The sequence below is a fragment of the Pseudomonas putida NBRC 14164 genome, assembly GCF_000412675.1.
Classification (GTDB): domain Bacteria; phylum Pseudomonadota; class Gammaproteobacteria; order Pseudomonadales; family Pseudomonadaceae; genus Aquipseudomonas; species Aquipseudomonas putida.
The window spans coordinates 4853589-4878660 of sequence record NC_021505.1 but is presented as its reverse complement, the minus strand read 5'-3'; the positions used below and the strand labels follow the sequence as shown (position 1 = coordinate 4878660).

20 protein-coding genes are annotated in these 25072 nt (G+C 62.2%); 14 read left to right on the top strand and 6 right to left on the bottom strand.

Translation table 11 applies throughout. The features are described from left to right. Window positions 1-128 precede the first annotated feature (128 nt). The 6 genes from PP4_RS21665 to PP4_RS21640 all read left to right on the top strand — a co-directional run bounded on the left by PP4_RS21665 (window position 129) and on the right by PP4_RS21640 (window position 6822). Window positions 129-1415 carry an ABC transporter substrate-binding protein gene (locus PP4_RS21665; RefSeq protein ID WP_016501282.1) on the top strand — a complete coding sequence of 429 codons (1287 nt, stop codon included), beginning with the start codon at window positions 129-131 and terminating at the stop codon, window positions 1413-1415. Between the two features lie 145 nt (window positions 1416-1560). After that, complete coding sequence (locus tag PP4_RS21660; RefSeq protein WP_003255050.1) at window positions 1561-2469, top strand: carbohydrate ABC transporter permease; 909 nt, start codon at window positions 1561-1563, stop codon at window positions 2467-2469. Continuing rightward, window positions 2462-3307, top strand: coding sequence for a carbohydrate ABC transporter permease (locus tag PP4_RS21655; RefSeq protein WP_016501281.1), 846 nt, complete (start codon window positions 2462-2464; stop codon window positions 3305-3307). Before PP4_RS21660 ends, PP4_RS21655 begins: the two co-directional genes overlap by 8 nt. A gap of 3 nt (window positions 3308-3310) precedes the next feature. Then, on the top strand, window positions 3311-4465 hold the full coding sequence (locus tag PP4_RS21650; protein WP_016501280.1) for an ABC transporter ATP-binding protein: 1155 nt from the start codon (window positions 3311-3313) through the stop codon (window positions 4463-4465). Window positions 4466-4506: 41 nt separating this feature from the next. Then, window positions 4507-5850, top strand: coding sequence for a carbohydrate porin (locus PP4_RS21645; protein WP_016501279.1), 1344 nt, complete (start codon window positions 4507-4509; stop codon window positions 5848-5850). A gap of 117 nt (window positions 5851-5967) precedes the next feature. After that, on the top strand, window positions 5968-6822 hold the full coding sequence (locus tag PP4_RS21640) for a D-hexose-6-phosphate mutarotase (RefSeq protein WP_016501278.1): 855 nt from the start codon (window positions 5968-5970) through the stop codon (window positions 6820-6822). On the opposite strand, the gene hexR is transcribed toward PP4_RS21640, so the two are convergent. After that, the gene (gene hexR, locus PP4_RS21635; protein WP_169725179.1) at window positions 6815-7678 is read right to left on the bottom strand and encodes a DNA-binding transcriptional regulator HexR; all 864 of its coding nucleotides are present in this window, start codon (window positions 7676-7678) and stop codon (window positions 6815-6817) included. The genes PP4_RS21640 and hexR overlap by 8 nt on opposite strands. A gap of 211 nt (window positions 7679-7889) precedes the next feature. On the opposite strand from hexR, the gene zwf reads away from it, so the two are divergent. The 4 genes from zwf (at window position 7890) to PP4_RS21615 (ending at window position 11655) form a co-directional block, all read left to right on the top strand. Further along, the gene (zwf, locus tag PP4_RS21630; RefSeq protein ID WP_016501277.1) at window positions 7890-9359 is read left to right on the top strand and encodes a glucose-6-phosphate dehydrogenase; all 1470 of its coding nucleotides are present in this window, start codon (window positions 7890-7892) and stop codon (window positions 9357-9359) included. Beyond that, window positions 9346-10059, top strand: coding sequence for a 6-phosphogluconolactonase (gene pgl, locus PP4_RS21625; RefSeq protein WP_016501276.1), 714 nt, complete (start codon window positions 9346-9348; stop codon window positions 10057-10059). The genes zwf and pgl overlap by 14 nt, the downstream gene beginning before the upstream one ends. Window positions 10060-10076: 17 nt before the next feature. Continuing rightward, window positions 10077-10757 (top strand): bifunctional 4-hydroxy-2-oxoglutarate aldolase/2-dehydro-3-deoxy-phosphogluconate aldolase, encoded by a 681-nt coding sequence (locus PP4_RS21620; RefSeq protein WP_016501275.1) that lies wholly within the window; start codon window positions 10077-10079, stop codon window positions 10755-10757. A 160-nt stretch (window positions 10758-10917) separates the two neighbouring features. Further along, window positions 10918-11655, top strand: coding sequence for a monalysin family beta-barrel pore-forming toxin (locus PP4_RS21615; RefSeq protein WP_016501274.1), 738 nt, complete (start codon window positions 10918-10920; stop codon window positions 11653-11655). A gap of 210 nt (window positions 11656-11865) precedes the next feature. On the opposite strand, the gene leuA is transcribed toward PP4_RS21615, so the two are convergent. From leuA to PP4_RS21595, 4 genes are all read right to left on the bottom strand, one after another. Next, window positions 11866-13539 carry a 2-isopropylmalate synthase gene (gene leuA / locus PP4_RS21610; RefSeq protein ID WP_016501273.1) on the bottom strand — a complete coding sequence of 558 codons (1674 nt, stop codon included), beginning with the start codon at window positions 13537-13539 and terminating at the stop codon, window positions 11866-11868. Window positions 13540-13953: 414 nt separating this feature from the next. Further along, window positions 13954-14781 carry a M23 family metallopeptidase gene (locus tag PP4_RS21605; protein WP_016501272.1) on the bottom strand — a complete coding sequence of 276 codons (828 nt, stop codon included), beginning with the start codon at window positions 14779-14781 and terminating at the stop codon, window positions 13954-13956. Window positions 14782-14784: 3 nt separating this feature from the next. Further along, the gene (gene xseA / locus PP4_RS21600; protein ID WP_016501271.1) at window positions 14785-16164 is read right to left on the bottom strand and encodes an exodeoxyribonuclease VII large subunit; all 1380 of its coding nucleotides are present in this window, start codon (window positions 16162-16164) and stop codon (window positions 14785-14787) included. Between the two features lie 205 nt (window positions 16165-16369). After that, on the bottom strand, window positions 16370-17248 hold the full coding sequence (locus tag PP4_RS21595; RefSeq protein WP_016501270.1) for a LysR substrate-binding domain-containing protein: 879 nt from the start codon (window positions 17246-17248) through the stop codon (window positions 16370-16372). A 97-nt stretch (window positions 17249-17345) separates the two neighbouring features. Here PP4_RS21595 and PP4_RS21590 point away from each other — a divergent pair, with 97 nt between their 5' ends. The 4 genes from PP4_RS21590 (at window position 17346) to guaA (ending at window position 21918) form a co-directional block, all read left to right on the top strand. Then, entirely contained in the window at window positions 17346-18101 is a 756-nt protein-coding gene (locus PP4_RS21590) for a sulfite exporter TauE/SafE family protein (protein WP_016501269.1), read from the top strand. Window positions 18102-18148: 47 nt separating this feature from the next. Beyond that, window positions 18149-18706, top strand: a complete 558-nt coding sequence (locus PP4_RS21585) for a hypothetical protein (RefSeq protein WP_016501268.1) — start codon at window positions 18149-18151, stop codon at window positions 18704-18706. A gap of 86 nt (window positions 18707-18792) precedes the next feature. Beyond that, on the top strand, window positions 18793-20262 hold the full coding sequence (gene guaB / locus PP4_RS21580; protein ID WP_016501267.1) for an IMP dehydrogenase: 1470 nt from the start codon (window positions 18793-18795) through the stop codon (window positions 20260-20262). A gap of 78 nt (window positions 20263-20340) precedes the next feature. Next, window positions 20341-21918, top strand: a complete 1578-nt coding sequence (gene guaA / locus PP4_RS21575) for a glutamine-hydrolyzing GMP synthase (protein ID WP_016501266.1) — start codon at window positions 20341-20343, stop codon at window positions 21916-21918. Between the two features lie 55 nt (window positions 21919-21973). Here the strand turns inward: guaA and PP4_RS21570 are convergent, their stop codons facing one another. Further along, window positions 21974-24931 carry a membrane-targeted effector domain-containing toxin gene (locus PP4_RS21570; protein WP_016501265.1) on the bottom strand — a complete coding sequence of 986 codons (2958 nt, stop codon included), beginning with the start codon at window positions 24929-24931 and terminating at the stop codon, window positions 21974-21976. Between the last annotated feature and the right edge of the window lie 141 nt (window positions 24932-25072).

Here is a 25072-nt window from a genome sequence, read left to right as displayed (position 1 = left end):
GCGGGCAATGTAACCAAACGATGACATTCACGCATCGCTTCGTTACCTGGCGGGGTGGGCACGCTGTTTAGACTCCATGCAACGCAAGCGACCGACTTGCACGGCATAACAACAAGAAAGGTGCTTCGATGAATCCCACGCTCCGTCTCGCTGCCGCAATTTCCCTGGCTTCCTTACTCCCGCTCAGTGCCCAGGCTGCCGAAGCCAAAGGCAGTGTCGAGGTGGTGCACTGGTGGACCTCCGGTGGTGAAAAAGCGGCTGTCGATGTGCTCAAGGCCCAGGTCGAGAAAGACGGCTTTACCTGGAAGGATGGCGCCGTCGCTGGCGGTGGCGGTGCCACGGCCATGACCGTGCTCAAGAGCCGCGCCGTAGCCGGCAACCCGCCGGGTGTCGCACAGATCAAAGGGCCAGACATTCAGGATTGGGCGGCCACCGGCCTGCTCGACGGCGATGTGCTCAAGGATGTGGCCAAGGAGGAAAAGTGGGACGCATTGCTCGACAAGAAGGTCGCCGACACCGTGAAGTACGACGGTGACTATGTCGCCGTGCCGGTAAACATCCACCGTACCAATTGGCTGTGGATCAACCCCGAGGTCTTCAAGAAAGCTGGCATCGACAAGGCGCCTGCCACCCTCGACGAATTTTACGCTGCTGCCGACAAGCTCAAGGCCGCCGGTTTCATCCCGCTCGCCCACGGCGGCCAGCCGTGGCAGGACAGCACCGTGTTCGAAAGCGTGGTGCTGTCGGTGATGGGCGCCGAGGGCTACAAGAAGGCCATGGTCGATCTCGACAACGCCGCCCTGACCGGCCCGGACATGGTCAAGGCGCTGACCGAACTGAAAAAGGTCGCCACCTACACGGACCCGGATGGCAAAGGCCAGGACTGGAACCTGGAAGCGGCCAAGGTCATCAACGGCAAGGCCGGCATGCAGATCATGGGCGACTGGGCCAAGAGCGAATGGACCTTGGCCAAGAAAACCGCCGGCAAGGATTACCAGTGCGTGCCGTTCCCTGGTACCGAAAACGCCTTCCTCTACAACATCGACTCGCTGGTGGTGTTCAAGCAGAACAACGCCGGCACGTCTGCCGGCCAGCAGGACATTGCCCGTAAAGTGCTGGGCCAGGACTTCCAGAAGGTCTTCAGCAGCAACAAGGGGTCGATCCCGGTGCGTAACGACATGCTTGCCGACATGGGCAAGTATGGTTTCGATGCCTGCGCGCAGGCGTCGGCCAGGGACTTCCTGGCCGACGCCAAGAATGGCGGCTTGCAGCCGAGCATGGCGCACAACATGGCTACCACGCTGGCCGTGCAGGGCGCGTTCTTCGATGTGGTGACCAACTACATCAACGACCCCAAGGCCGACCCGGCCGATGCGGCGAAGAAGCTGGCGGCGGCGATCAAGGCTGCCCAGTAAAGCTGACATTCATCCTGTAGGAGCAGCCTTGTGCTGCGAAAGGGCCGGGATGGCTTGAGGCATTGCTGTGCCTGCAATGGCCTCTTCGCAGCACAAGGCTGCTCCTACAGAAGTGCGTGCCGTTTCTGAAACGGGGATCTGAACCATGACCACGACTACCGCCCAACTGCGGGCCTCACCCCTGGACGCGCTTCAGCGCTGGCTGCCCAAGCTGGTGCTGGCCCCCAGCATGTTCATCGTCCTGGTGGGCTTCTACGGCTACATCCTCTGGACCTTCGTGCTGTCCTTCACCACCTCGACGTTCCTGCCCACCTACAAATGGGCCGGCCTTGCGCAATACGCGCGGCTGTTCGACAACGACCGCTGGTGGGTGGCAAGCAAGAACCTGCTGCTGTTCGGTGGCCTGTTCATCGCCATCAGCCTGGCCATCGGCGTGTTGCTGGCGGTGCTGCTGGACCAGCGCATCCGCCGTGAGGGCTTCATCCGCACCATTTACCTGTACCCCATGGCGTTGTCGATGATCGTTACCGGCACCGCCTGGAAGTGGCTGCTCAACCCCGGCATGGGCCTGGACAAGTTGTTGCGCGACTGGGGCTGGGAGGGCTTTCGCCTGGACTGGCTGATCGACCCCGACCGGGTAGTGTATTGCCTGGTGATCGCTGCCGTGTGGCAGGCGTCGGGCTTCATCATGGCAATGTTCCTGGCCGGCCTGCGCGGGGTCGACCCGTCGATCATCCGTGCGGCGCAGATGGATGGCGCCAGCCTGCCGCGCATCTACTGGACCGTGGTGCTGCCCAGCCTGCGCCCGGTGTTCTTCAGTGCACTGATGATCCTTTCGCACATTGCCATCAAGAGCTTCGACCTGGTGGCGGCGATGACCGCTGGCGGCCCGGGCTACTCGTCCGACCTGCCAGCAATGTTCATGTACTCGTTCACCTTCAGCCGCGGCCAGATGGGCATGGGCTCGGCCAGCGCCATCCTCATGCTCGGGGCGATCCTGGCGATCCTCGTGCCGTACCTGTACTCGGAGCTGCGGAGCAAGCGCCATGCATAGCCCTGTCGACAAACCCGCGCTCAGCCTGAGCCGTATCTCCATCCACGCGGTGTTGCTGAGCGCTGTGCTGCTGTACCTGGTGCCGCTGGTGGTGATGCTGCTGACCAGCTTCAAGACCCCTGAAGACATCAGCACCGGCAACCTGCTGAGCTGGCCGGCGGTGATTACCGGCATTGGCTGGGTCAAGGCCTGGGGCACGGTCAGCGGTTACTTCTGGAACTCGATCATGATCACCGTGCCAGCGGTGCTGATCTCCACCACCATTGGCGCGCTGAACGGCTATGTGCTGTCGATGTGGCGCTTCCGTGGTTCGCAGCTGTTCTTCGGCCTGCTGCTGTTCGGCTGCTTCCTGCCATTCCAGACCGTGCTGCTGCCGGCCTCGTTCACCCTCGGCAAGCTGGGCCTGGCCAGCACTACCGGCGGCCTGGTGCTGGTGCACGTGGTCTACGGCCTGGCCTTCACCACGCTGTTTTTCCGCAACTTCTACGTGAGCATCCCTGATGCGCTGGTCAAGGCCGCGCGCCTGGACGGGGCCGGGTTCTTCACCATCTTCCGGCGCATCATCCTGCCGATGTCCACGCCGATCATCATGGTCTGCCTGATCTGGCAGTTCACCCAGATCTGGAACGACTTCCTGTTCGGCGTGGTGTTTTCCAGCGGTGATTCGCAACCGATCACCGTGGCCTTGAACAACCTGGTCAACACCAGTACCGGGGCCAAGGAATACAACGTCGACATGGCGGCAGCGATGATCGCCGGCCTGCCAACCCTGCTGGTCTATGTGGTTGCAGGCAAATATTTCGTGCGCGGGCTGACGGCCGGCGCGGTCAAGGGGTAAGTCATGGCTACGCTCGAACTTCGCAATGTGAACAAGACCTACGGCAGCGGCCTGCCGGACACCCTCAAGGACATCCAGCTGTCGATCAAAGATGGTGAGTTCCTGATCCTGGTCGGCCCCTCTGGCTGTGGCAAATCCACCCTGATGAACTGCATCGCCGGCCTGGAGCAGATCACCGGCGGTGCGATCCTCATCGACGAGCAGGACGTCAGCGGCATGAGCCCCAAGGACCGTGACATCGCCATGGTGTTCCAGTCCTACGCGCTGTACCCGACCATGAGCGTGCGCGAGAACATCGAATTTGGCCTGAAGATCCGCAAGATGCCGCAGGCGGCCATCAATGAAGAAGTGACGCGGGTCGCCAAGCTGCTGCAGATCGAGCACCTGCTGGCGCGCAAGCCGGCACAGCTGTCCGGTGGCCAGCAACAACGGGTAGCCATGGGGCGCGCGCTGGCGCGGCGGCCAAAGATCTACCTGTTCGATGAGCCGCTGTCCAACCTCGATGCCAAGCTGCGGGTCGAGATGCGCACCGAAATGAAACTGATGCATCAGCGCCTGAAGACCACCACCGTTTACGTCACCCATGACCAGATTGAGGCCATGACCCTGGGTGACAAGGTGGCGGTGATGAAGGACGGCATCATCCAGCAGTTCGGCACCCCGCAGCAGATCTACAACGACCCGGCCAACCAGTTTGTCGCCAGCTTCATCGGTTCGCCGCCGATGAACTTCATTCCGGTGCGCCTGGCCAGGCAGGACGGCCGCTTGCTGGCGCTGCTCGACAGCGGCCAGGCGCGCTGCGAGTTGCCCCTGGGGCTGGCAGCTGACGAACTGGATGGCCGCGAGATCATCCTGGGCATCCGCCCTGAGCAGATCGCCCTGGGCGCTGCGCAGGGCAATGGCTTGCCGGGTATTCGCGCCGAGGTGCAGGTTACCGAACCTACCGGGCCCGACTTGCTGGTGTTTGTCACCCTCAACCAGACCAAGGTGTGCTGCCGCCTTGCGCCGGATGTGGCGTGCAGCGTGGGTGACACCCTCAACCTGCAATTCGACCCGGCCCGGGTGCTGCTGTTCGACGCCGACAGTGGCGAGCGCATACGCCTGGCCAGCACTGTCGCAACCGCAAAGGACAACGTGGCTCACTTGAAGGGCCGTTGACTCGTCTACACCATCAATAAGAAAAAAGAGGACGCAAAGGGATGGAACAGCGCAAACGTATCAGGACATTGGGCTCGCTGGCTTTGCTCGCCGTTGTCGGCAGCAGCGGCGTGCAGGCTGCCGAGGCTTTTTCCAGCGAATCGAAATGGATGACCGGGGATTGGGGCGGCACTCGTACCGAGTTGCTGGAGAAGGGCTACGACTTCACCCTCGACTACGTCGGAGAGGTGGCCGGCAACCTGCACGGTGGCTACAACGACGACAAGACTGCACGCTACAGCGACCAGTTTGCCCTTGGCGCACACCTGGACCTGCAGAAGATCTTCGGGTGGCACGATGCCGAGTTCAAGCTGGCGATCACCGAGCGCAGCGGCCGCAACCTGTCCAACGACCGCATCAGCGACCCGCGCGCCGGGCAGTTCAGCTCGGTGCAGGAGGTGTGGGGCCGCGGCCAGACCTGGCGCCTGACCCAGATGTGGATCAAGCAAAAGTACTTCGACGGCGCGCTGGACGTGAAATTCGGCCGCTTTGGCGAGGGCGAGGACTTCAACAGCTTCCCGTGCGACTTCCAGAACCTGGCCTTCTGCGGCTCGCAAGTAGGCAACTGGGTGGGCGGCATCTGGTACAACTGGCCGGTCAGCCAGTGGGCGCTGCGGGTGAAGTACAACATCACCCCGGAATTCTTCGTGCAGGTCGGCGCCTTCGAGCAGAACCCCTCCAACCTGGAAACCGGTAATGGCTTCAAGCTCAGCGGCAGCGGCACCAAGGGGGCAATCCTGCCGGTGGAGGCGGTGTGGTCGCCCAAGGTCAACGGCCTGCCGGGGGAGTACCGCCTGGGTTACTACTACAGCACGGCCAAGGCCGACGATGTGTTCGACGACGTCAACGGCAACCCGCAGGCGCTGACTGGCGGGGCATTCAAGTCGCATTCCAGCAAGCACGGTTGGTGGGTAGTGGCGCAGCAGCAGGTCACCGCCCAAGGTGGCGACGTCAACCGCGGCCTCAGCCTGTTCGCCAACTTCACCGTGCACGACAAGGCCACCAACGTGGTCGACAACTACCAGCAGGTGGGGCTGGTCTACAAAGGCGCCTTCGACGCCCGACCCAAGGATGACATCGGCTTCGGTGTGGCGCGTATTCATGTGAATGACGACGTGAAGAAACGCGCCGAACTGCTCAATGCCCAGAGTGGTATCAACGATTACGACAACCCGGGCTTCGTTCCGCTGCAACGCACCGAGTACAACGCCGAGCTCTACTACGGCTTCCACGTCACCAACTGGCTGACCGTACGGCCCAACCTGCAGTACATCAAGAGCCCGGGCGGGGTGGACGAAGTGGACAACGCGCTGGTCGCGGGCTTGAAGATTCAGTCGTCATTCTGAGGGCATTTGTTGTAAATTTACGCCAATCCCTTTTCGGTTCCCGGCACCCACTGGCCTGCAGTGGTTGTCGGGGATAGGCCGAGACAGCGCTATCTCAAACAACAAGAGCTCTGAACCATGCCCGAACATCCGCTCCATCGCTTCTTTTCCTCGCAGCGGCCAAGGCCGACATTCGAGTGGGAGCGTTACCAGCAGCGCGATGTGCTGATCATCGATCACCCCCGTTGCCAGGCGGTATTCAGCCGCCAGGGCGCGCAGCTGCTGCACTTTCAGCCGGCAGGTGAACGGCCTTGGCTGTGGTGCGCCGAGCAGTGGCCGCAGGTGGGGGCGATCCGTGGCGGTGTGCCGGTGTGCTGGCCGTGGTATGGCCGTCACCCCAGTGAGGACCTGTGGCCGGCCCATGGCTGGGCGCGCCTGCTGGATTGGAAGCTGGTGGACAGCCGCGAAGACGAGGAGGGCGTGACCTTGAAGTGGCGCCTGGACCTGTGCGACTGGCAGGTCGACCTGCACGCAAGGCTGGGCTGCCGTATGGAGCTGAGCCTGAGCACCGAGCACCAGGACAGCGAACCCTGCCAGCTGAGCCATGCGCTCCTGGCGTACTGGCGTATCAGCGACGTGTCCGAGATAGCGCTGTCCGGGTTGGAGGATATCGAAGGTTACGACCGCCTCAACCGCCAGGCCTGCCGTGAAGAGGGCGCGCTGAAGCTCAAGGGCGGCTGTCAGAAGGTTTACCCCGGCACGCCGAGGGTACAGCTGCAGGACCCGGCCTGGCAGCGCGAGCTGTGCATCGATACTGGCGACAGCGACGACACCGTAGTCTGGCACCCGGGTAACCGGCCGCTGATGGGCGTGACCGGCCGTGAAAGCCAGCGCTTTGTCTGCGTCGAGGCCGCCAGCGGCAGTGGTGAGGGCCTGAGCCTGGCGCCGGGGCAGCGTGCCCACCTGCGCCTGCAGGCGCACCGGCTCAGTTGAGTTCGTCGTCCTCGATCGGGTAGCGGCTGGCGTTCAGGCTTTCCTTGATCTTGCGCAGGTGCGGCTGGAAGTCGACGCCGCGGCGCAGGGTCATGCCAGTGGCCAGCACATCGAGCACGGTCAGCTGGATGATCCGCGAGGTCATCGGCATGTAGATGTCGGTGTCTTCCGGCAACGGGATGTGCAGGCTCAGGCTGCAGGCGTTGGCCAGCGGCGAGCCTGCGGCGGTCAGGCCCAGCACCGAAGCGCCGTTTTCACGGGCCAGGCGGGCCACTTCGACCAGTTCGCGGGTGCGCCCGGTGTAGGAAATGATCACGAACAGGTCGCCGGTGTGGGCTACCGAGGCCAGCATGCGCTGCATCAGTACATCGGCGTGGGCCGACACCGCCAGGTTGAAGCGGAAGAACTTGTGCTGGGCATCCAGGGCCACCGGGGCCGAGGCGCCCAGGCCGAAGAAGTGGATCTGCCGGGCCTGGATCATCATGTCCACGGCGCGGCTGACCTGCTGCGGGTCCAGTTGCTGGCAGGCGCCGTCGAGCGAGGCGATGGCACTGGCGAAGATCTTCTGGGTGTAGGCTGCCGGGTCATCGTCGGCCTCTACCGCGCGGCTGACGTAGGCGGCGCCGCTGGCCAGGCTCTGTGCCAGTTGCAGCTTGAGTTCGGGGTAGCCGCTGACACCAAATGAGCGGCAGAAGCGGTTGACGGTCGGTTCGCTGACCTTGGCCGCCTGGGCCAGCGCAGCAATGCTGAAGCGGGTGGCTTGTTGCGGGTTGAGGAGGATGACTTCGGCGACTTTGCGTTCGGCCTTGTTCAGCTCGTCGAGGCGTCCCTGGATCTGTTCCAGGAGGTTTCGCACGCGGTCCATGGGTGTGTCCTTGGGTCGGGAAGACAGCCGGCTGACGAAGCAGCAGGCTTTTTGCACGGTCGTCTATCGTACTGTCGGTGCGGGTGGCGCACCACTTGTCTGTAATACTTGCGTGTAATGTTGTGGTTTTTACTACATTATCCCTTGAAAACCGTATTCGAAAGCGGTATTCCTAGACCAACTTTAGGAAAGAACCTACATCATGGCTGCGATCAGTGTCGATCCTTGCACGTTTGCCCTGTTTGGCGCCCTTGGCGACCTGGCGTTGCGCAAGCTGTTTCCTGCGCTCTACCAGCTCGACCGGGCCAACCTGCTGCACCCGGACACCCGCCTGCTGGCGCTGGCCCGCGAGGCAGGCAGCGCGCAGGAGCACCTGAACAGCATCGAAGCCCACCTGCGCCGGCATGTGCCCGAGGCCGATATCGAGCCTGCTGCACTGGGCCGCTTCCTGGCCCGGTTGAGCTACCAGCACCTGGACTTCCTGCAACCTGAGGGTTACCAGGCCCTGGCGGAGCAGTTGCCGGGAGACCTGCCGCTGATCGCCTACTTCGCCACGGCGGCAGCGGTGTACGGGGCCATCTGCGAAAACCTCGACAACGCAGGGCTGGCCCCGCGTACCCGGGTGGTGCTGGAGAAGCCCATCGGCCACGACCTGGAGTCGTCGCGACGGGTCAACGATGCCGTGGCGCGGTTCTTCCCCGAAAACCGGGTGTACCGTATCGACCACTATCTGGGCAAGGAGACGGTGCAGAACCTGATTGCCCTTCGGTTCGCCAATAGCCTGTTCGAAACCCAGTGGAACCAGAATTCCATCTCCCACGTGGAGATCACCGTTGCCGAGAAAGTCGGTATCGAAGGCCGCTGGGGCTACTTCGACAAGGCCGGCCAACTGCGCGACATGATCCAGAACCATCTGCTGCAGTTGCTGTGCCTGATCGCCATGGACCCGCCCAGCGAGCTGTCCGCCGATGCCATTCGTGACGAGAAGGTGAAGGTGCTAAAGGCCCTGGCGCCGATCACGGGCGAGGGTTTGAGCACCCAAGTGGTGCGTGGTCAGTATATTGCCGGCTACAGCGAGGGCAAGCCGGTACCTGGCTACCTGGAAGAGGACAACGCCAACGCCCGCAGCGACACCGAAACCTTCGTCGCCCTGCGTGCCGATATCCGCAACTGGCGCTGGTCGGGCGTGCCGTTCTACCTGCGTACTGGCAAGCGCATGCCGCAGAAGCTGTCGCAGATCGTCATCCACTTCAAGGAAACGCCGCACTACATCTTCGCCCCGGAACAGCGTTTGCAAATCGGTAACAAGCTGATCATTCGCCTGCAACCGGACGAAGGCATTTCTTTACGGGTGATGACCAAGGAGCAGGGCCTGGACAAAGGCATGCAACTGCGCAGCGGCCCGTTGCAGCTTAATTTTTCCGACACCTGGCGCAGTACGCGGATTCCGGATGCCTACGAGCGCCTGTTGCTCGAAGTGATGCGTGGCAACCAGAACCTGTTCGTGCGCAAGGACGAAATCGAATATGCCTGGAAGTGGTGCGACCAGTTGATCGCCGGCTGGCGTAATGCGGGCGATGCGCCCAAGCCTTACGCGGCGGGCTCCTGGGGGCCGATGAGCTCGATTGCATTGATTACACGCGATGGGAGGGCGTGGTATGGGGATATCTGAACTGAAATTGCCGGCGGCCGTGAAGGTCCACGAGCTGGCCGACGCCAAGACGCTGGCTGCAACCCTGGCCCACGATGTGGCCGAGCGCCTTCGTGCAGCCATTGCTGCCAAGGGCCAGGCCTGCGTGGTGCTGTCTGGTGGCCGCAGCCCGGTGCCATTCCTTGAGAAGCTGGCCAGTGAGCCCCTGGACTGGGCCAAGGTTACCGTCAGCCTGGCCGATGAGCGCTGGGTGCCGGTGGAGCATGCTGACAGCAACGCTGGCCTGTTGGCCCGCCACCTGCTCACGGGTGCGGCGGCCAAGGCCCGCTTTGTTGGCCTGTACCAGCAGGCGGAAAACCTTGATGCCGCTGCGCTCAAGGCCGACCAGGCCTTGACCGGGCTGCCGCCGATCGACGTGCTGGTGCTGGGCATGGGTGACGATGGCCATACCGCCTCGCTGTTCCCCGCCAGCCCCAACCTGGAAGCAGGCCTGGACCTGGCCAGCACGCGTCGCTGCCTGCCGTTGCTGGCGCCGAGCGTGCCGCACCAGCGCCTGTCGATGACCCGCTCGCTGCTGGCCAGCGCCGCCTTCATCGCGCTGTCCGTGCAAGGGCCGGGCAAACTCGCTACCCTGCGCGCCGCGCTGGCTGGCAACGACCTTACTGAAATGCCGATTCGCGCTTTTCTTCACGACCCCCTGGACATCTACTGGTGCCCATGAGCCAAGGATCCACTGTCATGACCACCCTCGAACGCCCACAGCCAAAGCTCTCGATGGCCGACAAGGCCGCCCGGATCGATGCCATCTGCGAAAAGGCGCGCATCCTGCCGGTCATTACCATCGCCCGTGAGGAAGACATCCTGCCGCTGGCAGATGCCCTGGCCGCCGGCGGTATCCGTACCCTGGAAGTGACCCTGCGTTCCCAGCATGGGCTCAAGGCCATCCAGGTGCTGCGTGAGCAGCGCCCGGAGTTGTGCGTTGGCGCAGGCACTGTACTGGATCGCAGCATGTTCGCCGCCGTCGAGGCTGCCGGCGCGCAGTTCGTCGTCACCCCGGGCATTACCCAGGACATTCTCGAAGCGGGCGTGGACAGCGAAATCCCGCTGCTGCCAGGCATCAGTACGCCCTCTGAAATCATGATGGGCTATGCCCTGGGCTACCGCAGGTTCAAGTTGTTCCCGGCGGAAATCAGCGGCGGCGTGGCGGCGATCAAGGCCTTTGGCGGCCCGTTCGGCGATATTCGCTTTTGCCCAACCGGCGGCGTTAACCCGGCCAATGTACGTAACTACATGGCATTGCCCAACGTGATGTGCGTGGGCGGAACCTGGATGCTCGACAGCAGCTGGATCAAGAACGGCGACTGGGCGCGGATCGAAGCGTGCAGCGCGGAGGCGATCGCACTGTTGGACGCCAACTGAATCAGTTGTGTGCTTTACGGCTTGTGGGGCGCTTGGTCGGCGCCCCGTTCCGTGCGTGGGTAAGGCGAGCATAAGCCAGGAACTGCTTCAGGGTTCGCTGCAAAGTCTGTTGCTCCTAGAGTTGGCGATGTCCGCAAAACGCCAATGTCAGGAGTGTGCAGTGAGTATCATCGATAGTAAAAGTATTCAGCAGATCGGCTTTATGCCAGAGAAGCACGGTAGCTATGAAATTGATAACTATCTGTTAGGCGAAACCGGGAAAGTGCTTAATCCCGGTTGCTGGGTAAGAGGCCGGACCATCTATGGAGACATGTGGATCTGGAATCAGAACTGGGGTACCTACAGCGTACCGGTGTTTGCCTACCTTGAGCATGCGCAGACGGTTCGTATACCGAGCGCCACCAAATACACTCACGCCGTTGAGGTCACGGAAGGGTACAGCTCGTCTGTCACCCAAACCACAGAGGCCGAGATCTCCGTAGGCAGTGGGTTCGTGATGCTGGGGGCAGGAGGGGTGAAGCTTTCCAACAGTTATACCGAAGGCGTTCATGGATCGAACAAGCGTACGGAGTCATACGAGATTCAAGGGCCTGGGGTATACAATTTTTATCAAGTCCACATGGTGTTTGCGCACAAGGCGACATCTGCCGGCCATTTGAATGACTTGTTCCAGTACTCCAAAGTGGCCAAGGATGGAAGCGGGCGGGAAGATTTATGCTTCCTCACCTCTATAGCCACTGACACCGTCGTGACGGTTCCCACCGATTCTTCGATATCACCGCTAGGTTGGCACGAGATCCAGAGGGCTGTGCTCATGGAAAATTACGAGGCTTCGGATAATAGCGGCCGCTGGCTGTTCCATTCGAGCGCATACTATAAGCCCGGTGCGCGCTACTGAGTGTCGCCCGCTATCGAGACCAGTCCGAGTCGTTCCCATAGCTTCTTCGCCAGCGCCTGATTCTTATGTGGTGCCCGTGAGTTCACCCTCTCCAGGTGACCCGCTTGAGCACCACAGCCAATCGGGCTGCAATCATGCGCAACACGCCATGGCTGGCCCACCAATAAAAAACCCGCATCACAAGATGCGGGTTTTTTTGTGCAGTGCGACTCAGGCTGCTTGTGCTTCCTGCTGGCTCAGCGAGCGGTTCAGCGCGCTGAACAGGGCCTTGAAGCTGGCCGTGGTGATGTTCTCATCGATACCCACGCCATGTACCGGGCGGCCACCGGCCACGCGCAGTTCGATGTAGGCAGCTGCCTTGGCGTTGGTGCCAGCGCCAATCGCATGCTCGTTGTAGTCCATGATCTCCACGGCAATCGGCAGGCCGGCCACCAGTGCTTCCAGGGCGCCGTTGCCCTTGCCGCGCCAGTGCAGGGTGGTTTCGCCTTCACCGGCAACCTCCACTTCCACGGCGCTGTGGCCGTTTTCTTCCTGCAGGCGATGGCTGACCAGTGCGTATGGCGCGTTGGCCTGGAGGTATTCCTTGTGCAGCAGGCTGTAGATCTGCTGGGCGGTCATTTCCAGGCCCAGGCGGTCGGTTTCACCCTGTACCACCTGGCTGAATTCGATCTGCATGCGACGCGGCAGGCTGATGCCATATTCCTGCTCGAGCAGGTAGGTGATACCGCCTTTGCCCGACTGGCTGTTGACGCGGATTACCGCTTCGTAGCTGCGGCCGATGTCGGCCGGGTCGATCGGCAGGTATGGCACTTCCCACAGTTCGCCTTCCTGCTGCTTGGCGAAGCCCTTGCGGATGGCGTCCTGGTGCGAGCCGGAGAACGCGGTGTGAACCAGGTCGCCCACGTACGGGTGGCGTGGGTGCACCGGCAGCTGGTTGCACTCTTCGACCACTTTGCGCACGCCGTCGATGTCGGAGAAGTCCAGCAACGGGTCGATGCCTTGGGTGTAGAGGTTCAGTGCCAGGGTCACCAGGTCGACGTTACCGGTGCGCTCACCGTTGCCGAACAGGCAGCCTTCGGCACGGTCGGCGCCGGCCATCAGGCCCAGCTCGGTGGCGGCGATGCCGGTGCCACGGTCGTTGTGGCAGTGCAGGCTGATGATCACGCTGTCGCGGCGGCTGACATTGCGGCAGAACCATTCGATCTGGTCGGCGTAGATGTTCGGCGTGGACACTTCCACGGTGGCCGGCAGGTTGAGGATGATCTTGTGCTCAGGCGTCGGGTTCCATACCTCGATGACCGCGTCGCAGACTTCCTTGGCGAAGTCCATCTCGGTGGCACTGAAGGTTTCGGGCGAGTACTGGAAGGTCCACTGGGTTTCCGGCTGCTGGGCAGCGTACTTGACGAACAGCTTGGCCGCGTTCACCGCGATGTCCTTCACGCCTTGCTTGTCCTGGTTGAAGACAATGCGGCGGAACGACGGGCTGGTGGCGTTGTACAGGTGGACGATGGCCTTCTTCGCGCCGCGCAGCGATTCGAAGGTGCGTGCGATCAGGTCTTCACGGGCCTGGGTCAACACCTGGATGGTGGTGTCGTCCGGAATGTGGCCGTCCTCGATCAGGGTGCGCACGAAGTCGAAATCGGTCTGCGAGGCAGACGGGAACGACGCTTCGATTTCCTTCACGCCCACCTGCACCAGGGTCTTCCAGAAGCGCAGTTTCTTCTCCGAATCCATCGGCTCGATCAGCGACTGGTTGCCATCACGCAGGTCGGAGCTGCACCAGATCGGCGCGGCGGTGATGGTCTTCGACGGCCAGGTACGGTCGGGCAGGTCGATGGTCGGGAAAGCGCGGTACTTCTTCGAAGGGTCTTTGAGCATGGACATGGAAGCAATCCTTTTGTGTGCGGCCGAGATCGGGCCTGCCGAGCAATAACGAGATGAAGAGGCGAGGCGACGCGATTCAGCCTGGTAGTCGGGCGCTGACCAGGCAGAGGCTGCGATGTTGTCGGAGCAGGATGAGGGTGCTGAAGGTTTTCATGCCTTCAACCCTAACCAGAGAGGTGAGGGATGGCAAGTGTCCGCGAAAAATTGAGAGGAATGCTTAAAAAAAGCAATTGGGCGAGATTTTATGGCTGTAATTTGCTGAGTGTTTCTTGATTTTTGCGCGGTATTTTTCGATGGCGCAACCCAGTGGTATGGGTGCTGACAGTGCTGGCCTCTTCGCGGGTAAACCCGCTCCCACAGGTACGGCGCAGTGTCTGTGGGAGCGGGCATGCCCGCGAAGCAGGCGCCGCAGCTTCAGGGTTGGAACGCACCAATGAAAATCGCCGGGTCCACCCGCGCATCATTCAGGCTGACGTTCCAGTGCATGTGCGGCCCGGTCGCCCGCCCGGTCGACCCCACGCGCCCGACCACCTCGCCACGGCGCAGTGATTGCCCCACCTGCACATCGATCTTCGACATATGGCAGAACATGCTGATAAAGCCCTGCCCATGGTCGACGAACACCGTGCGGCCATTGAAGAAGTAATCCCCCACCAGGATCACCTTGCCATTGGCCGGGGTCTTGATCGGCGTGCCCGCAGGTACCGCGAAGTCCAGCCCTGCATGCGGGTTGCGCTCTTCACCGTTGAAGAAGCGGCGCACGCCGAACTTGCTCGACAGTGGCCCATTGACCGGTTTGTCGAGGATCAGGTTGCTCGGCAGGGCGGGGCTGAAGCTGCGGTAGGCCTTGATCTGCTCGGCCAGCTCGCGGTCGATGCGCTTGAGGTCGGCCGGGTTCGGGTTCACCTGGCGCGTGTTCTTCAGGGTGATGCGCTGCTCGGGGTACTTCTTGCTCCCGACGCTGAAGGGCAGGGTGCGGCCGTCCTGGTTCAGCACGGCAGTGCCCGGCTTTTGGGTCAGGGGGATGCCGACGATTGCCAGCCAGTTGTCCTGCTCCTTCACCACCAGCACCGGCTTGCCGTCGAAACGGGCGCTGGGCGCGCTGGTGGCGGGGCCCAGGTCAACCACCGCCACGCCACCCGGCACCGGCTTGTTCAGTGTGCGGGTGATATAGCTGGCCTGGGCACCGCTAGCCAGCAGCAGGAGGGAGAGGGCGAGCAGGGGCGCGAGCAGGCGGGGCATGTGTCAGTCCAGTAGTGAAAGAGTGACCGGGGTCAGGTGGTTGTCTTCGACCCGCACCTGCAGTTCGCCTTCGTTCAGGCGGGCGGTGAGGCGCTGGCCGTTGCGGGTCTGTTCGGCACTGCGAATGGCCTGGCCCTGGTCGTCCAGCAGGATGCTGTAGCCGCGGGCGAGGGTGGCCAGCGGGCTGACCACTTGCAGGGTTTGCAGCTGGGCCTGGAAGCGTTGGCGACGGTCTTTCAACACATCCCGCATTGCCCGGGGCAGGCGCTCGGCCAGGCTGTCGAGGCGCTGGCTCAGCAGTTTCAGGTTGCGCCCCGGGTGCTGCGCGGCCAGGCGGGTGTCCATGCGTGCCAGGCGCTCGCGGCGCTGGTTGAGGCTGAGCATGAAGGCGCGGCGCAGGCGCATGTCCAGGTCGTCCAGGCGCTGGGCTTGCTGACGCAGGCGCTCGCCCGGGTGACGCAGGCGCCGGGTCAGTGACTCCAGGCGCAGGCGGTCATGGGTCAGACGGTTCTGCATGCGCAGCAACAGGCGCCGTTGCAGGCCGTCCAGCCGTTGCTGCAAGCCACTGTTGTCGGGGGCCAGCAACTCGGCCGCGGCAGACGGCGTGGGGGCGCGTACGTCGGCGACGAAGTCGCTGATCGACACGTCGGTTTCATGGCCCACGGCGCTGACAATAGGGGTGACGCAAGCGGCCACGGCACGCGCCACGGCTTCTTCGTTGAAGCACCACAGGTCTTCCAGCGAACCGCCACCCCGGGCCAGGATCAGCGCATCGAAACCAAGGCCGTCGGCCAGGCGAATGGCGCGCACGATCTGCGCGATGGCTTCGCGCCCCTGAACCGCCGTAGGGATCAGGTTCAGTTCCACCTGTGGGGCACGGCGGCCAAACACGCTGATGATGTCGCGGATCACAGCGCCGGTAGGCGAGCTGATGATGCCGATCCGTTGAGGATGGGCCGGTAACGTTTTTTTGCGTTCGGTGCTGAACAGCCCCTCGGCACTGAGCTTTTCCTTCAGCGCCTCGAAGGCAAGGCGCAATGCGCCGTCCCCGGCTGGCTCGACGGTGTCGAGAATCAGCTGGTAGTCGCCACGCCCTTCGAACAGCGAAACCTTGCCGCGTACCCGCACCGCCAGGCCGTCGCGCAGGGCCTGGCGCACCCGCGTTGCGTTTTGCCGGAACAGCGCGCAACGCACCTGGGCGCCGCTGTCCTTGAGAGTGAAGTACATGTGGCCGGATGCCGGGCGGGCAAGGTTGGAGATTTCGCCTTCCACCCAGACGCTGCGGAACACGTCTTCCAGCAGCACGCGGGCGCGGCCGTTGAGTTGGCTGACGGTAAGGACCTCACGGTCCAGGCCGAGTCGTTCGAAGGGGTCTTTGATCATGGCAGGCATCATAAAGGACATCGGCCCCGGTTGTCTGTCTTGCCCCTACTGCCAGCCTTGACCTAACCCTTGTGGGAGCGGCCTTGCGTCGCGAAAGGGCTGCGAAGCGGCCCCAGGTTTTCAGCTTCGCCGCATGAAGTGCCGGGGCCGCGTTGCGGCCCTTTCGCGACGCAAGGCCGCTCCCACAAGACCGCAACCGGTGCCTTCAGCCCTGCATCGTCGCCACGAACTGCCGCACCATCTGCCCCGCATCACGACGACAGGCCAGTGCCACTGTGCTCTGGCAATCACCTTCCAGCGCTACGAAGCTGACTGAAGCCGGCGCAATCTCGCGCATGCACTGCGGCAACAGCGCTACCCCGAACTCCGCCTGAATAAGCTGCAACTGCGTGGTCTTGCGCGACAGCACCTGCGCGGCTTGCGGGAAAAAGCCCGCCTCCATGCACAGCGAAGCCGACAGGTAGCTCAGCCCGCCACGGTCCCGATGCGGGATGGAAATAAAGCGTTCGTCCCTCAACTGCTCCAGCTTCACCCGTGGCGCGCTGGCCAAGGGGTGCCCGGCAGCAACCGCCAGCAACAAGGGTTCGCTGAACAGTTCGTGCAGCGCCAGTCCTTCGTGCTGACGCAGCACTGGCAAGCGCAGCAGGCCGATGTCCAGCCGCCCGGCAGCAATATCCTCCAGCTGTGCCTCCGAAGACTGCTGGGCGATCTCCAGCGAAACCCCCGGGTTGTCTTTCAGGTAGTTGCCCAGGCGAGCCAGCAGCGTGCCGGTCAGCGGCACGGTACTGGAATGGTTCAGGCGCAGGCTGCCTTGCAGCCCCTGGCCAATGTCGCGGGTTACGCGCTCGGCCTGTGCCAGGTCGGCCAGCAAGCGCCGCGACCGTTCCAGAAAGGCCTGGCCGGCCAGTGTCAGGCGTGGCAGGCGCGCGGTGCGCTCGAACAGCGGCGTGCCCAGTTGCTGCTCCAGCTCCTTTATCTGCCTGCTAAGCGCCGACTGGGCGATGTACAGCCGTTCGGCGGCAGCGCTGAAACTGCCGCACTCGGCGATTTCCACGAAGTAACGCAACTGGCGGATCGACGTCATGTCATGCCTTTTCGAGATGGCTTTGGCGATAAAGGCATATTAGTCGGCATGGCTCATCGCTGGCTAACCTTGGCCTGTCTTCCCAGGAATTGCTGCCATGCTTGCCCAACCGTCTTTTTCCGGCCTTGACTGGTTACCCATCCTGCTGGGTGTTGGTGTTGCCTACATCGTCTTTGGTATTGCCGGTTTCGGTACCGCGCTGGTGGCCGGGCCGGTACTGATCCATTTCATGCCGTTGTCACGCATCATCCCGCTGCTGGTGCTGCTGGACTTTGTTGCCGCGTTCGGCAACCTGCTGCCGTCGCGCCGGGATGTGGTGCGCAGCGAGTTGTTACGGCTGTTGCCGTTCATGGCCCTGGGCTGCACATTGGGCGTGATGTTCCTGCTGCAACTGAAGTCCGACATTTTGCTGCTGTTGATGGGGGTGTTCGTGACCGCCTATGCGTTGTACGGGCTGGCAGTGAAAGTGCGGCCGGCCAGCCTGTCGGGGTTGTGGGCGGTGCCGATGGGTACGGCAGGCGGTTTGTTCGGGGCGCTGTTCGGCAGCGGCGGGTTTCTGTATGCCCTTTACCTGAGCGCACGGCTGGAAGTGAAAGAACAGGTACGCGCCACCCAGAGCGCGCTGATCAGTTGCAGCACGGTCGTACGCCTGACGCTGTTCCTGGTCGCCGGTGTGTATGCCGACCAAAGCCTGCTGCTGCTCGCCGCCTGCTTGCTGCCAGTCATGTTCGTCGGCCTCTGGGTGGGGCGGCGGCTGACCAACCGGCTGTCCCGTGAAGCCTTTGTTCGCCTGGTCACCTGGCTGGTGCTGGCCAGCGGCCTGGCGTTGATCGGTCGCTACCTGAGCGCCTGAGCGGTAGAATTGCGTCATTACCGGCGTTTTTCAGGCTTGCCCCGTTCATGAACACCCAGAGCATCATCGTTCCCAAGCTGTCCACCGTACCGGTGCATGAAGCCCGCGCCCGCGCCATCCTGCGCTGGCTGGTGCGCGAGAAGGTCGTTGAAGAACAGCTGACTACCTGTGGCCGCACCGGCAACCGTATGGGCCATGCCCTGGCCGCAGGGGCGCGCAAGGTGGCCCTCCAGCCGGACAAGCTGCCCTTCGACCAGCAGGTCAACGGCATGGAGGTGGTGCTCAAGCGCTGCATCTACACCCCCACCGATGGCTTTCTCGAAGAAGCCGGTTGCCCGGAGTGCCGGCGCGAGGTGGGCGAGCCGCTGTTCGAAAGCCTGGAAGAGTGGACGCCGGCGGTAACCGACAACTTCACCTGCCCGCTGTGCGGCTTTGAAGATGACATCAATGGCTTCATTTACCTGCAGCCATGTGCCTTTTCCAACCTGGGGTTCATCTTCAACAACTGGGGCGAGGCCGGGTTTACCCAGGCCTTTCTCGACAGCTTTGCCGACTGGCTCGACCAGCCGGTAGCCGTGGTGCAGGTAAAAGTGCCACAAGGCTGACCGAAGGCCCTTATTTTGCATTGAGCGGCGCGCCCTGCATGAGTATAATGGCGCGCTTCCATTTTTCCCGCCCGGGAGCCCCCGCGATGCTGCGTATCAGCCAAGAAGCCCTGACCTTCGACGATATCCTCCTTGTACCTGGCTACTCTGAGGTACTGCCTAATGAAGTCAGTCTCAAGACCCGTTTGACCCGTGGCATCGAGCTGAACATTCCGCTGGTTTCCGCCGCCATGGATACCGTGACCGAAGCGCGTCTGGCCATTGCCATGGCCCAGGAAGGCGGCATCGGCATCATCCACAAGAACATGACCATCGAACAGCAGGCCGGCGAAGTACGCAAGGTCAAGAAGTTCGAGGCTGGCGTGGTCAAGGACCCGATCACCATCGAAGCCGACGCCACCGTGCGTGACCTGTTCGACCTGACCCGCCTGAACAACATCTCCGGTGTTCCGGTGCTGGCGAACGGCGACCTGGTCGGTATCGTCACCTCCCGTGACGTGCGCTTTGAAACCCGCCTGGACGCCAAGGTCCGCGACGTGATGACCCCCAAAGAGCGTCTGGTCACGGTCCGCGAAGGCGCCGACAAGAACGAAGTCCGCGAGCTGCTGCACAAGCACCGTCTGGAAAAAGTCCTGATCGTCGACGACAAGTTCAGCCTCAAGGGCATGATGACCGTCAAGGACATCGAAAAAGCCAAGGCCTACCCGCTGGCCAGCAAGGACGACCAGGGTCGTCTGCGCGTCGGCGCTGCGGTCGGCACCGGCAAGGACACCGGCGAGCGCGTTGCCGCCCTGGTTGCCGCTGGCGTTGACGTGGTGGTTGTCGACACTGCCCACGGTCACTCCAAAGGCGTGATCGACCGCGTTCGCTGGGTTAAAGAAACCTACCCGCAAGTGCAGGTGATCGGCGGCAACATCGCCACCGGCGCCGCAGCCAAGGCTTTGGCCGAAGCTGGCGCTGACGCCGTCAAGGTCGGTATCGGCCCAGGCTCGATCTGCACCACCCGTATCGTTGCCGGTGTCGGCGTGCCGCAAATCAGCGCCATCGCCAACGTCGCCGCTGCACTGGAAGGCACTGGCGTGCCACTGATCGCCGACGGCGGTATCCGCTTCTCCGGTGACCTGTCCAAGGCCATCGTTGCCGGTGCGTCCTGCGTGATGATGGGTTCGATGTTCGCCGGTACCGAAGAGGCCCCGGGTGAAGTCGAACTGTTCCAGGGCCGTTCCTACAAGGCCTACCGCGGCATGGGCTCGCTGGGTGCCATGGCACAGGCGCAAGGTTCGTCCGACCGTTACTTCCAGGACTCCTCGGCCGGCGCCGAGAAGCTTGTTCCTGAGGGGATCGAAGGCCGCGTGCCTTACAAGGGCGCCCTGGCCGCGATCATCCACCAGCTGATGGGCGGCCTGCGTTCGTCCATGGGCTACACCGGCAGCGCAACCATCGAAGAGATGCGCACCAAGCCGGAATTTGTACGCATCACCGGTGCCGGCATGGCCGAGTCCCACGTGCATGATGTGCAAATCACCAAAGAAGCCCCTAACTACCGCGTAGGCTGAGGCTTCCAGCAATATAAGGATGCGGGGCTGTCACGACAGCCCCGCGTCGTTTCCGATTTCCACTGACGAGATTGAGTCATGGCCCTCGACATTCACGCTCACCGCATCCTGATCCTCGATTTCGGTTCCCAGTACACCCAGCTGATTGCCCGCCGCGTGCGCGAAATCGGCGTGTACTGCGAACTGCACCCGTTCGACATGGACGATGAAGCGATCCGCGAATTCAACCCGCGCGGCATCATCCTCGCTGGCGGCCCCGAGTCGGTCCACGAAGCCAACAGCCCGCGTGCCCCGCAGGCCGTGTTCGACCTGAACGTACCGGTGCTGGGCATCTGCTACGGCATGCAGACCATGGCCGAACAGATGGGCGGCAAGGTCGAAGGTTCCGAGCTGCGTGAGTTCGGTTATGCCCGCGTTGACGTGGTCGGCAAGAGCCGCCTGCTCGACGGCATCGAAGACCACGTTGACGCCGACGGCGTGCTGGGCCTGGATGTGTGGATGAGCCACGGTGACAAGGTCACCCAGATGCCGGGCAACTTCCATGTACTGGCCAGCACCCCGAGCTGCCCGATCGCCGGCATGTTCGACGATACTCGCGGCTACTATGGCGTGCAGTTCCACCCTGAGGTGACCCACACCAAGCAGGGCGGTCGCATCCTGTCCCGTTTCGTGCAGGACATCTGCGGCTGTGAGGCCCTGTGGACCGCCTCCAACATCGTTGAAGACGCCATCGCCCAGGTGCGTGCGCAAGTCGGTTCGGCCAACGTCCTGCTGGGCCTGTCTGGCGGCGTAGACAGCTCGGTGGTTGCCGCACTGCTGCACCGCGCCATCGGCGACCAGCTGACCTGCGTCTTCGTCGACAACGGCCTGCTGCGCCTGCATGAAGGCGACCAGGTGATGGCCATGTTCAAAGAGAACATGGGCGTCAAGGTGATCCGCGCCGACGCTGAAAAGCAGTTCCTCGACAACCTGGAAGGCGAAGCCGACCCGGAGAAGAAGCGCAAGATCATCGGCCGCACCTTCATCGACATCTTCGACGCCGAAGCCAGCAAGCTGGATAACATCCAGTTCCTCGCCCAGGGCACCATCTACCCGGACGTGATCGAGTCGGCTGGCGCCAAGAGCGGCAAGGCCCACGTGATCAAGTCGCACCACAACGTGGGTGGCCTGCCGGAGGAAATGAACCTCAAGCTGGTCGAGCCGCTGCGTGAACTGTTCAAGGACGAAGTCCGCAAGATCGGCCTGGAACTGGGCCTGCCGTACGACATGGTCTACCGCCACCCGTTCCCGGGCCCGGGCCTGGGCGTGCGCATCCTGGGTGAAGTGAAGAAGGAATACGCCGACATCCTGCGTCGCGCCGACCACATCTTCATCGAAGAACTGCGCAAGGCCGACTGGTACCACAAGACCAGCCAGGCCTTCGTGGTGTTCCAGCCGGTCAAGTCGGTTGGCGTCGTTGGCGACGGCCGTCGCTACGCTTGGGTTGTCGCGCTGCGTGCCGTCGAGACCGTGGACTTCATGACCGCGCGTTGGGCACACCTGCCATACGAGCTGCTGGAAACTGTCAGCGGCCGTATCATCAACGAAATCGAAGGCATCTCGCGCGTTACCTACGATGTGTCGAGCAAGCCGCCGGCCACTATCGAGTGGGAATAAGTTGAGCCACAAGGGCGCCGCAAGGCGCCCTTGTCGTATCTGCGCCTTGCCTGGCTCAAGGAGCAATGTGTTGCATGCCGCGTAATCTCAGCCGGGCATGAAGCTCGGCAAGGTTTTGAAAGCGACGTTCATGAATGGCCGGCCAGTCGGGGCGCTCCACGTAGTAAAACCGCCCATCGCGCTTGATCAGCGTGCGTCGCAAGGTCGAATCCCGGCTGCGGTTGATCAGGTATTCCTGGCCATTGGTACGTTCGATCGCGTAATCGCCAGGCCTTACCAGCAGGCTTTCAAAATCCGCTGATGGCGGGCGGGTGGTCAACACTCCGGCCCGTAGCCGCAGGTCGCTTTGCACATGCCTTAATGCGCCATCGTCGTCCAGGGCATCCACACCAGGGTCTGTGCTGTAAGCGTCAGGTTCGCCGATCGGGCGGTCTTCGACACGAAGGCCTAGCGCGCCTTCTGTTTCAGCCAGGCCGGTGACGCCATGGAAGGTGTTGGCGTGGGTACTGCCGACCAGCGCAATCCATTTTCCCGAGCCGCGCGCTGCCTGGTCTGCCTCGATAATCAAGTGTGCATGGAAGTTCATCATGCGCTGGCGTGCTACATCGGAAACGGGTGTCGCCCACGCCTGGCGGTAACTGGCCATGCAGTCGATGGGCTGTATGCGTACGCCGTTTTTCTGTGCGCTGACCAGTACCTGTCGAAAGGTGTAGCGGCCTTCGGCGTCGGTGCGGTGGCCGACATCCTGGCCTTCCACATAGCGATCCAGCTCCTGCGGCATCACGCCTGTGCGGTTGAAGGTATCGATGTCTGCTTGCTGAAAGTCGGTGGTGAAGTGCTCCATGTACAGCGTTTTCACCTTCAGCTTGCGTAGCAGGCGCATGTTGTCGATCAGCAATCGCTTGCTGCCAAGGCCACTGTGCGCTTCGCCAATCACCAAGCCGTTAGTGTTCTGGTACAGGGTTTTGAAAACGGTTTTGGATGAAGCGTTGGCGGGGATTTCGGGTATCTGTGGACGTGGCGGTGTTTGCACTGTGGCCATGAACGCATCGGCATCGGCCGCCAACTGATCACGCAGCTGGCGGAAGCGGGCTATGGCGGCCTGTCGATCCGGGGCGTCGAGGAACGCTCGCGCACCTGTAATCTCATCATCGGAAACATCCGTCAGTGAGGCGCGCAAGTCAGCTGGTATTTCGTAAGGGGTGCCGGGCAAGGGCGGCACGCTTGCGCTTGCTGACGGCCGACCCCAGATTTTCAGGCTCGAAAGCATGCCCCCGTTGAGGCCAAGGCGTTCTACCGGGCGCCACTGGCCTGCAGCATCCAGGCGGATCGGCAAGCTTTTGTAAAAAGAGAAAGGGTTATCAGGGGCTACGACGGTCCAGGATTGCAGTTCGGGTACAAAACGCACTTGGTACGGCATGTCGTCGATCAGTGCGTAAAACTGCCCATCCTGCATATGGATACCTTCAAGAAACCCTGTGCCAGGTCTGCTGCCAAGTACTACATTCGTCTCGAATGGGCGCAGTGCGTCCCAACTGCCGGTTGGCCGGAAGGGCTGGGGTACCCAGGTTTCAATTGCGTCTGCCACCTCTGAGGCACTTTCCTCCTCGGGCTCCCCGCTGTGTTCTTGCGCTGATTCTTCCGCCGGTGCCGGGGCTAACCCTTCCTCGGTCGCAGCGCTGGCTTGCGCCGCATCTGCGAAATCATTAAGGGGCTTGCCGGGTGCACTGAGTAGAAAGGTCGCATTGAACAGTGTCTCGATGGCGGCGAAAATCGCGCCGGTAATACCTGCCTTGCGTTCACGCGTCGTGTGCCCGTGAATCGCCTGGTAGATGTTCAAACCCATTTCAGCAATGCCAGCCCCCACCAGCGCCAAAGCTACCGGCCAACTCACTGCTGCCATAGGGCCGAACACCTGCAGGCCCGCCTTCAAGTAGCCGATCCACAATTGTCTGCGCAGGTCTGCGTTGGAGCGCAAAGAGAAATGCGCATCATCGATCATCCGCTGGCGAGCTTTGTTGCGCAGCCAGTCGAAACCGTCCTCTTCAATTGCCAGGTCGAGGGTGTTGAGACCGCTGTAATCATGGTTGCCCCAGCCATGAAAGAGCAGATCGATCAGGTTGTTCAGCCCGACTTTGCCGTCAGCTTCTTCGCGGTCGTCGAGGGAAAAATGTGCCAGGAAACGGGTTCGGTTTTCGACATGGGTGCAGTGAGAGAGTACCCACCAGAACAGTGCCTGGTTATTCGGGAAATAATGCAGACAGTCGACATCACCCGGCATGTAAATCAGCTGGCTGCCGTTGGCCAATTGCAGGCGAAGGATGTCCGTCGCCACATATCCGCCAATGTCGAGCGCGCAGACCCGCGTAGCTCCACCCGGTAATACCCTTTGTTGCAGGGCCTCCAGCGACGGCGGCCAGGTTGTTTTGCCCACCAGGTCGTCAGCGATATCCTGCGCGTGACGCGCTAGCGCTGATGAGGGCTCTTGTGCGCAAACTTCCAGTAATTTGCTCATGAAGTTGGCTTTGGCCAACGTGCGGAAGTTCTCTGAATGCTCGGCCCAGAAAGACGTCATCCGCGTTTTGAATGCCGTGGCAAAATCAATGCTCCAGAAATAATCCAGAACGTCCCTGGCTTCGAGTCGAACTTCATTGCGCTCGTCATACGCGTCCTTGCCTGGCCCATCGCTGTAGAAGCCAGCGAGATAACTGAGCACGTCAGCGTTGTCCTGGGCCTGGGCATCGAAGCGGTGCATCACCAGTTGTGGCAGGGTCAGGGATTCATACGGCTGATCCAGGTGTTGCCAACCGTTGAAGGTTCGAGGGCTGCTGACGGCGGTGTGAAAACGGTGCAGGTAGACATTGTCGGGCTCCAGCGCTTTCAGATCATGGCGCGCGAGGAGTTGTTGCGCGACTTCACGCGCCAGCTCGCGCATGTCAGGGCAGTCTGCAGTGAGGTGTGCGGCGAGGGTCATCAGCATTTGCTGGTCGTCAGGGAGGGTGTCGGTAAGCATCACGGTGGTCCGGTTGAAGTGAAAGGGTGCCAGCTTCGGACGGCCGTGAGCCAGGGCGGTGGTGCTTATTGCTTGTCAGGTTGCTTTGGGATGCCGGGTTTTCACTTAATATTTCCCATTTGCAGGTGTATCGTATTCGCC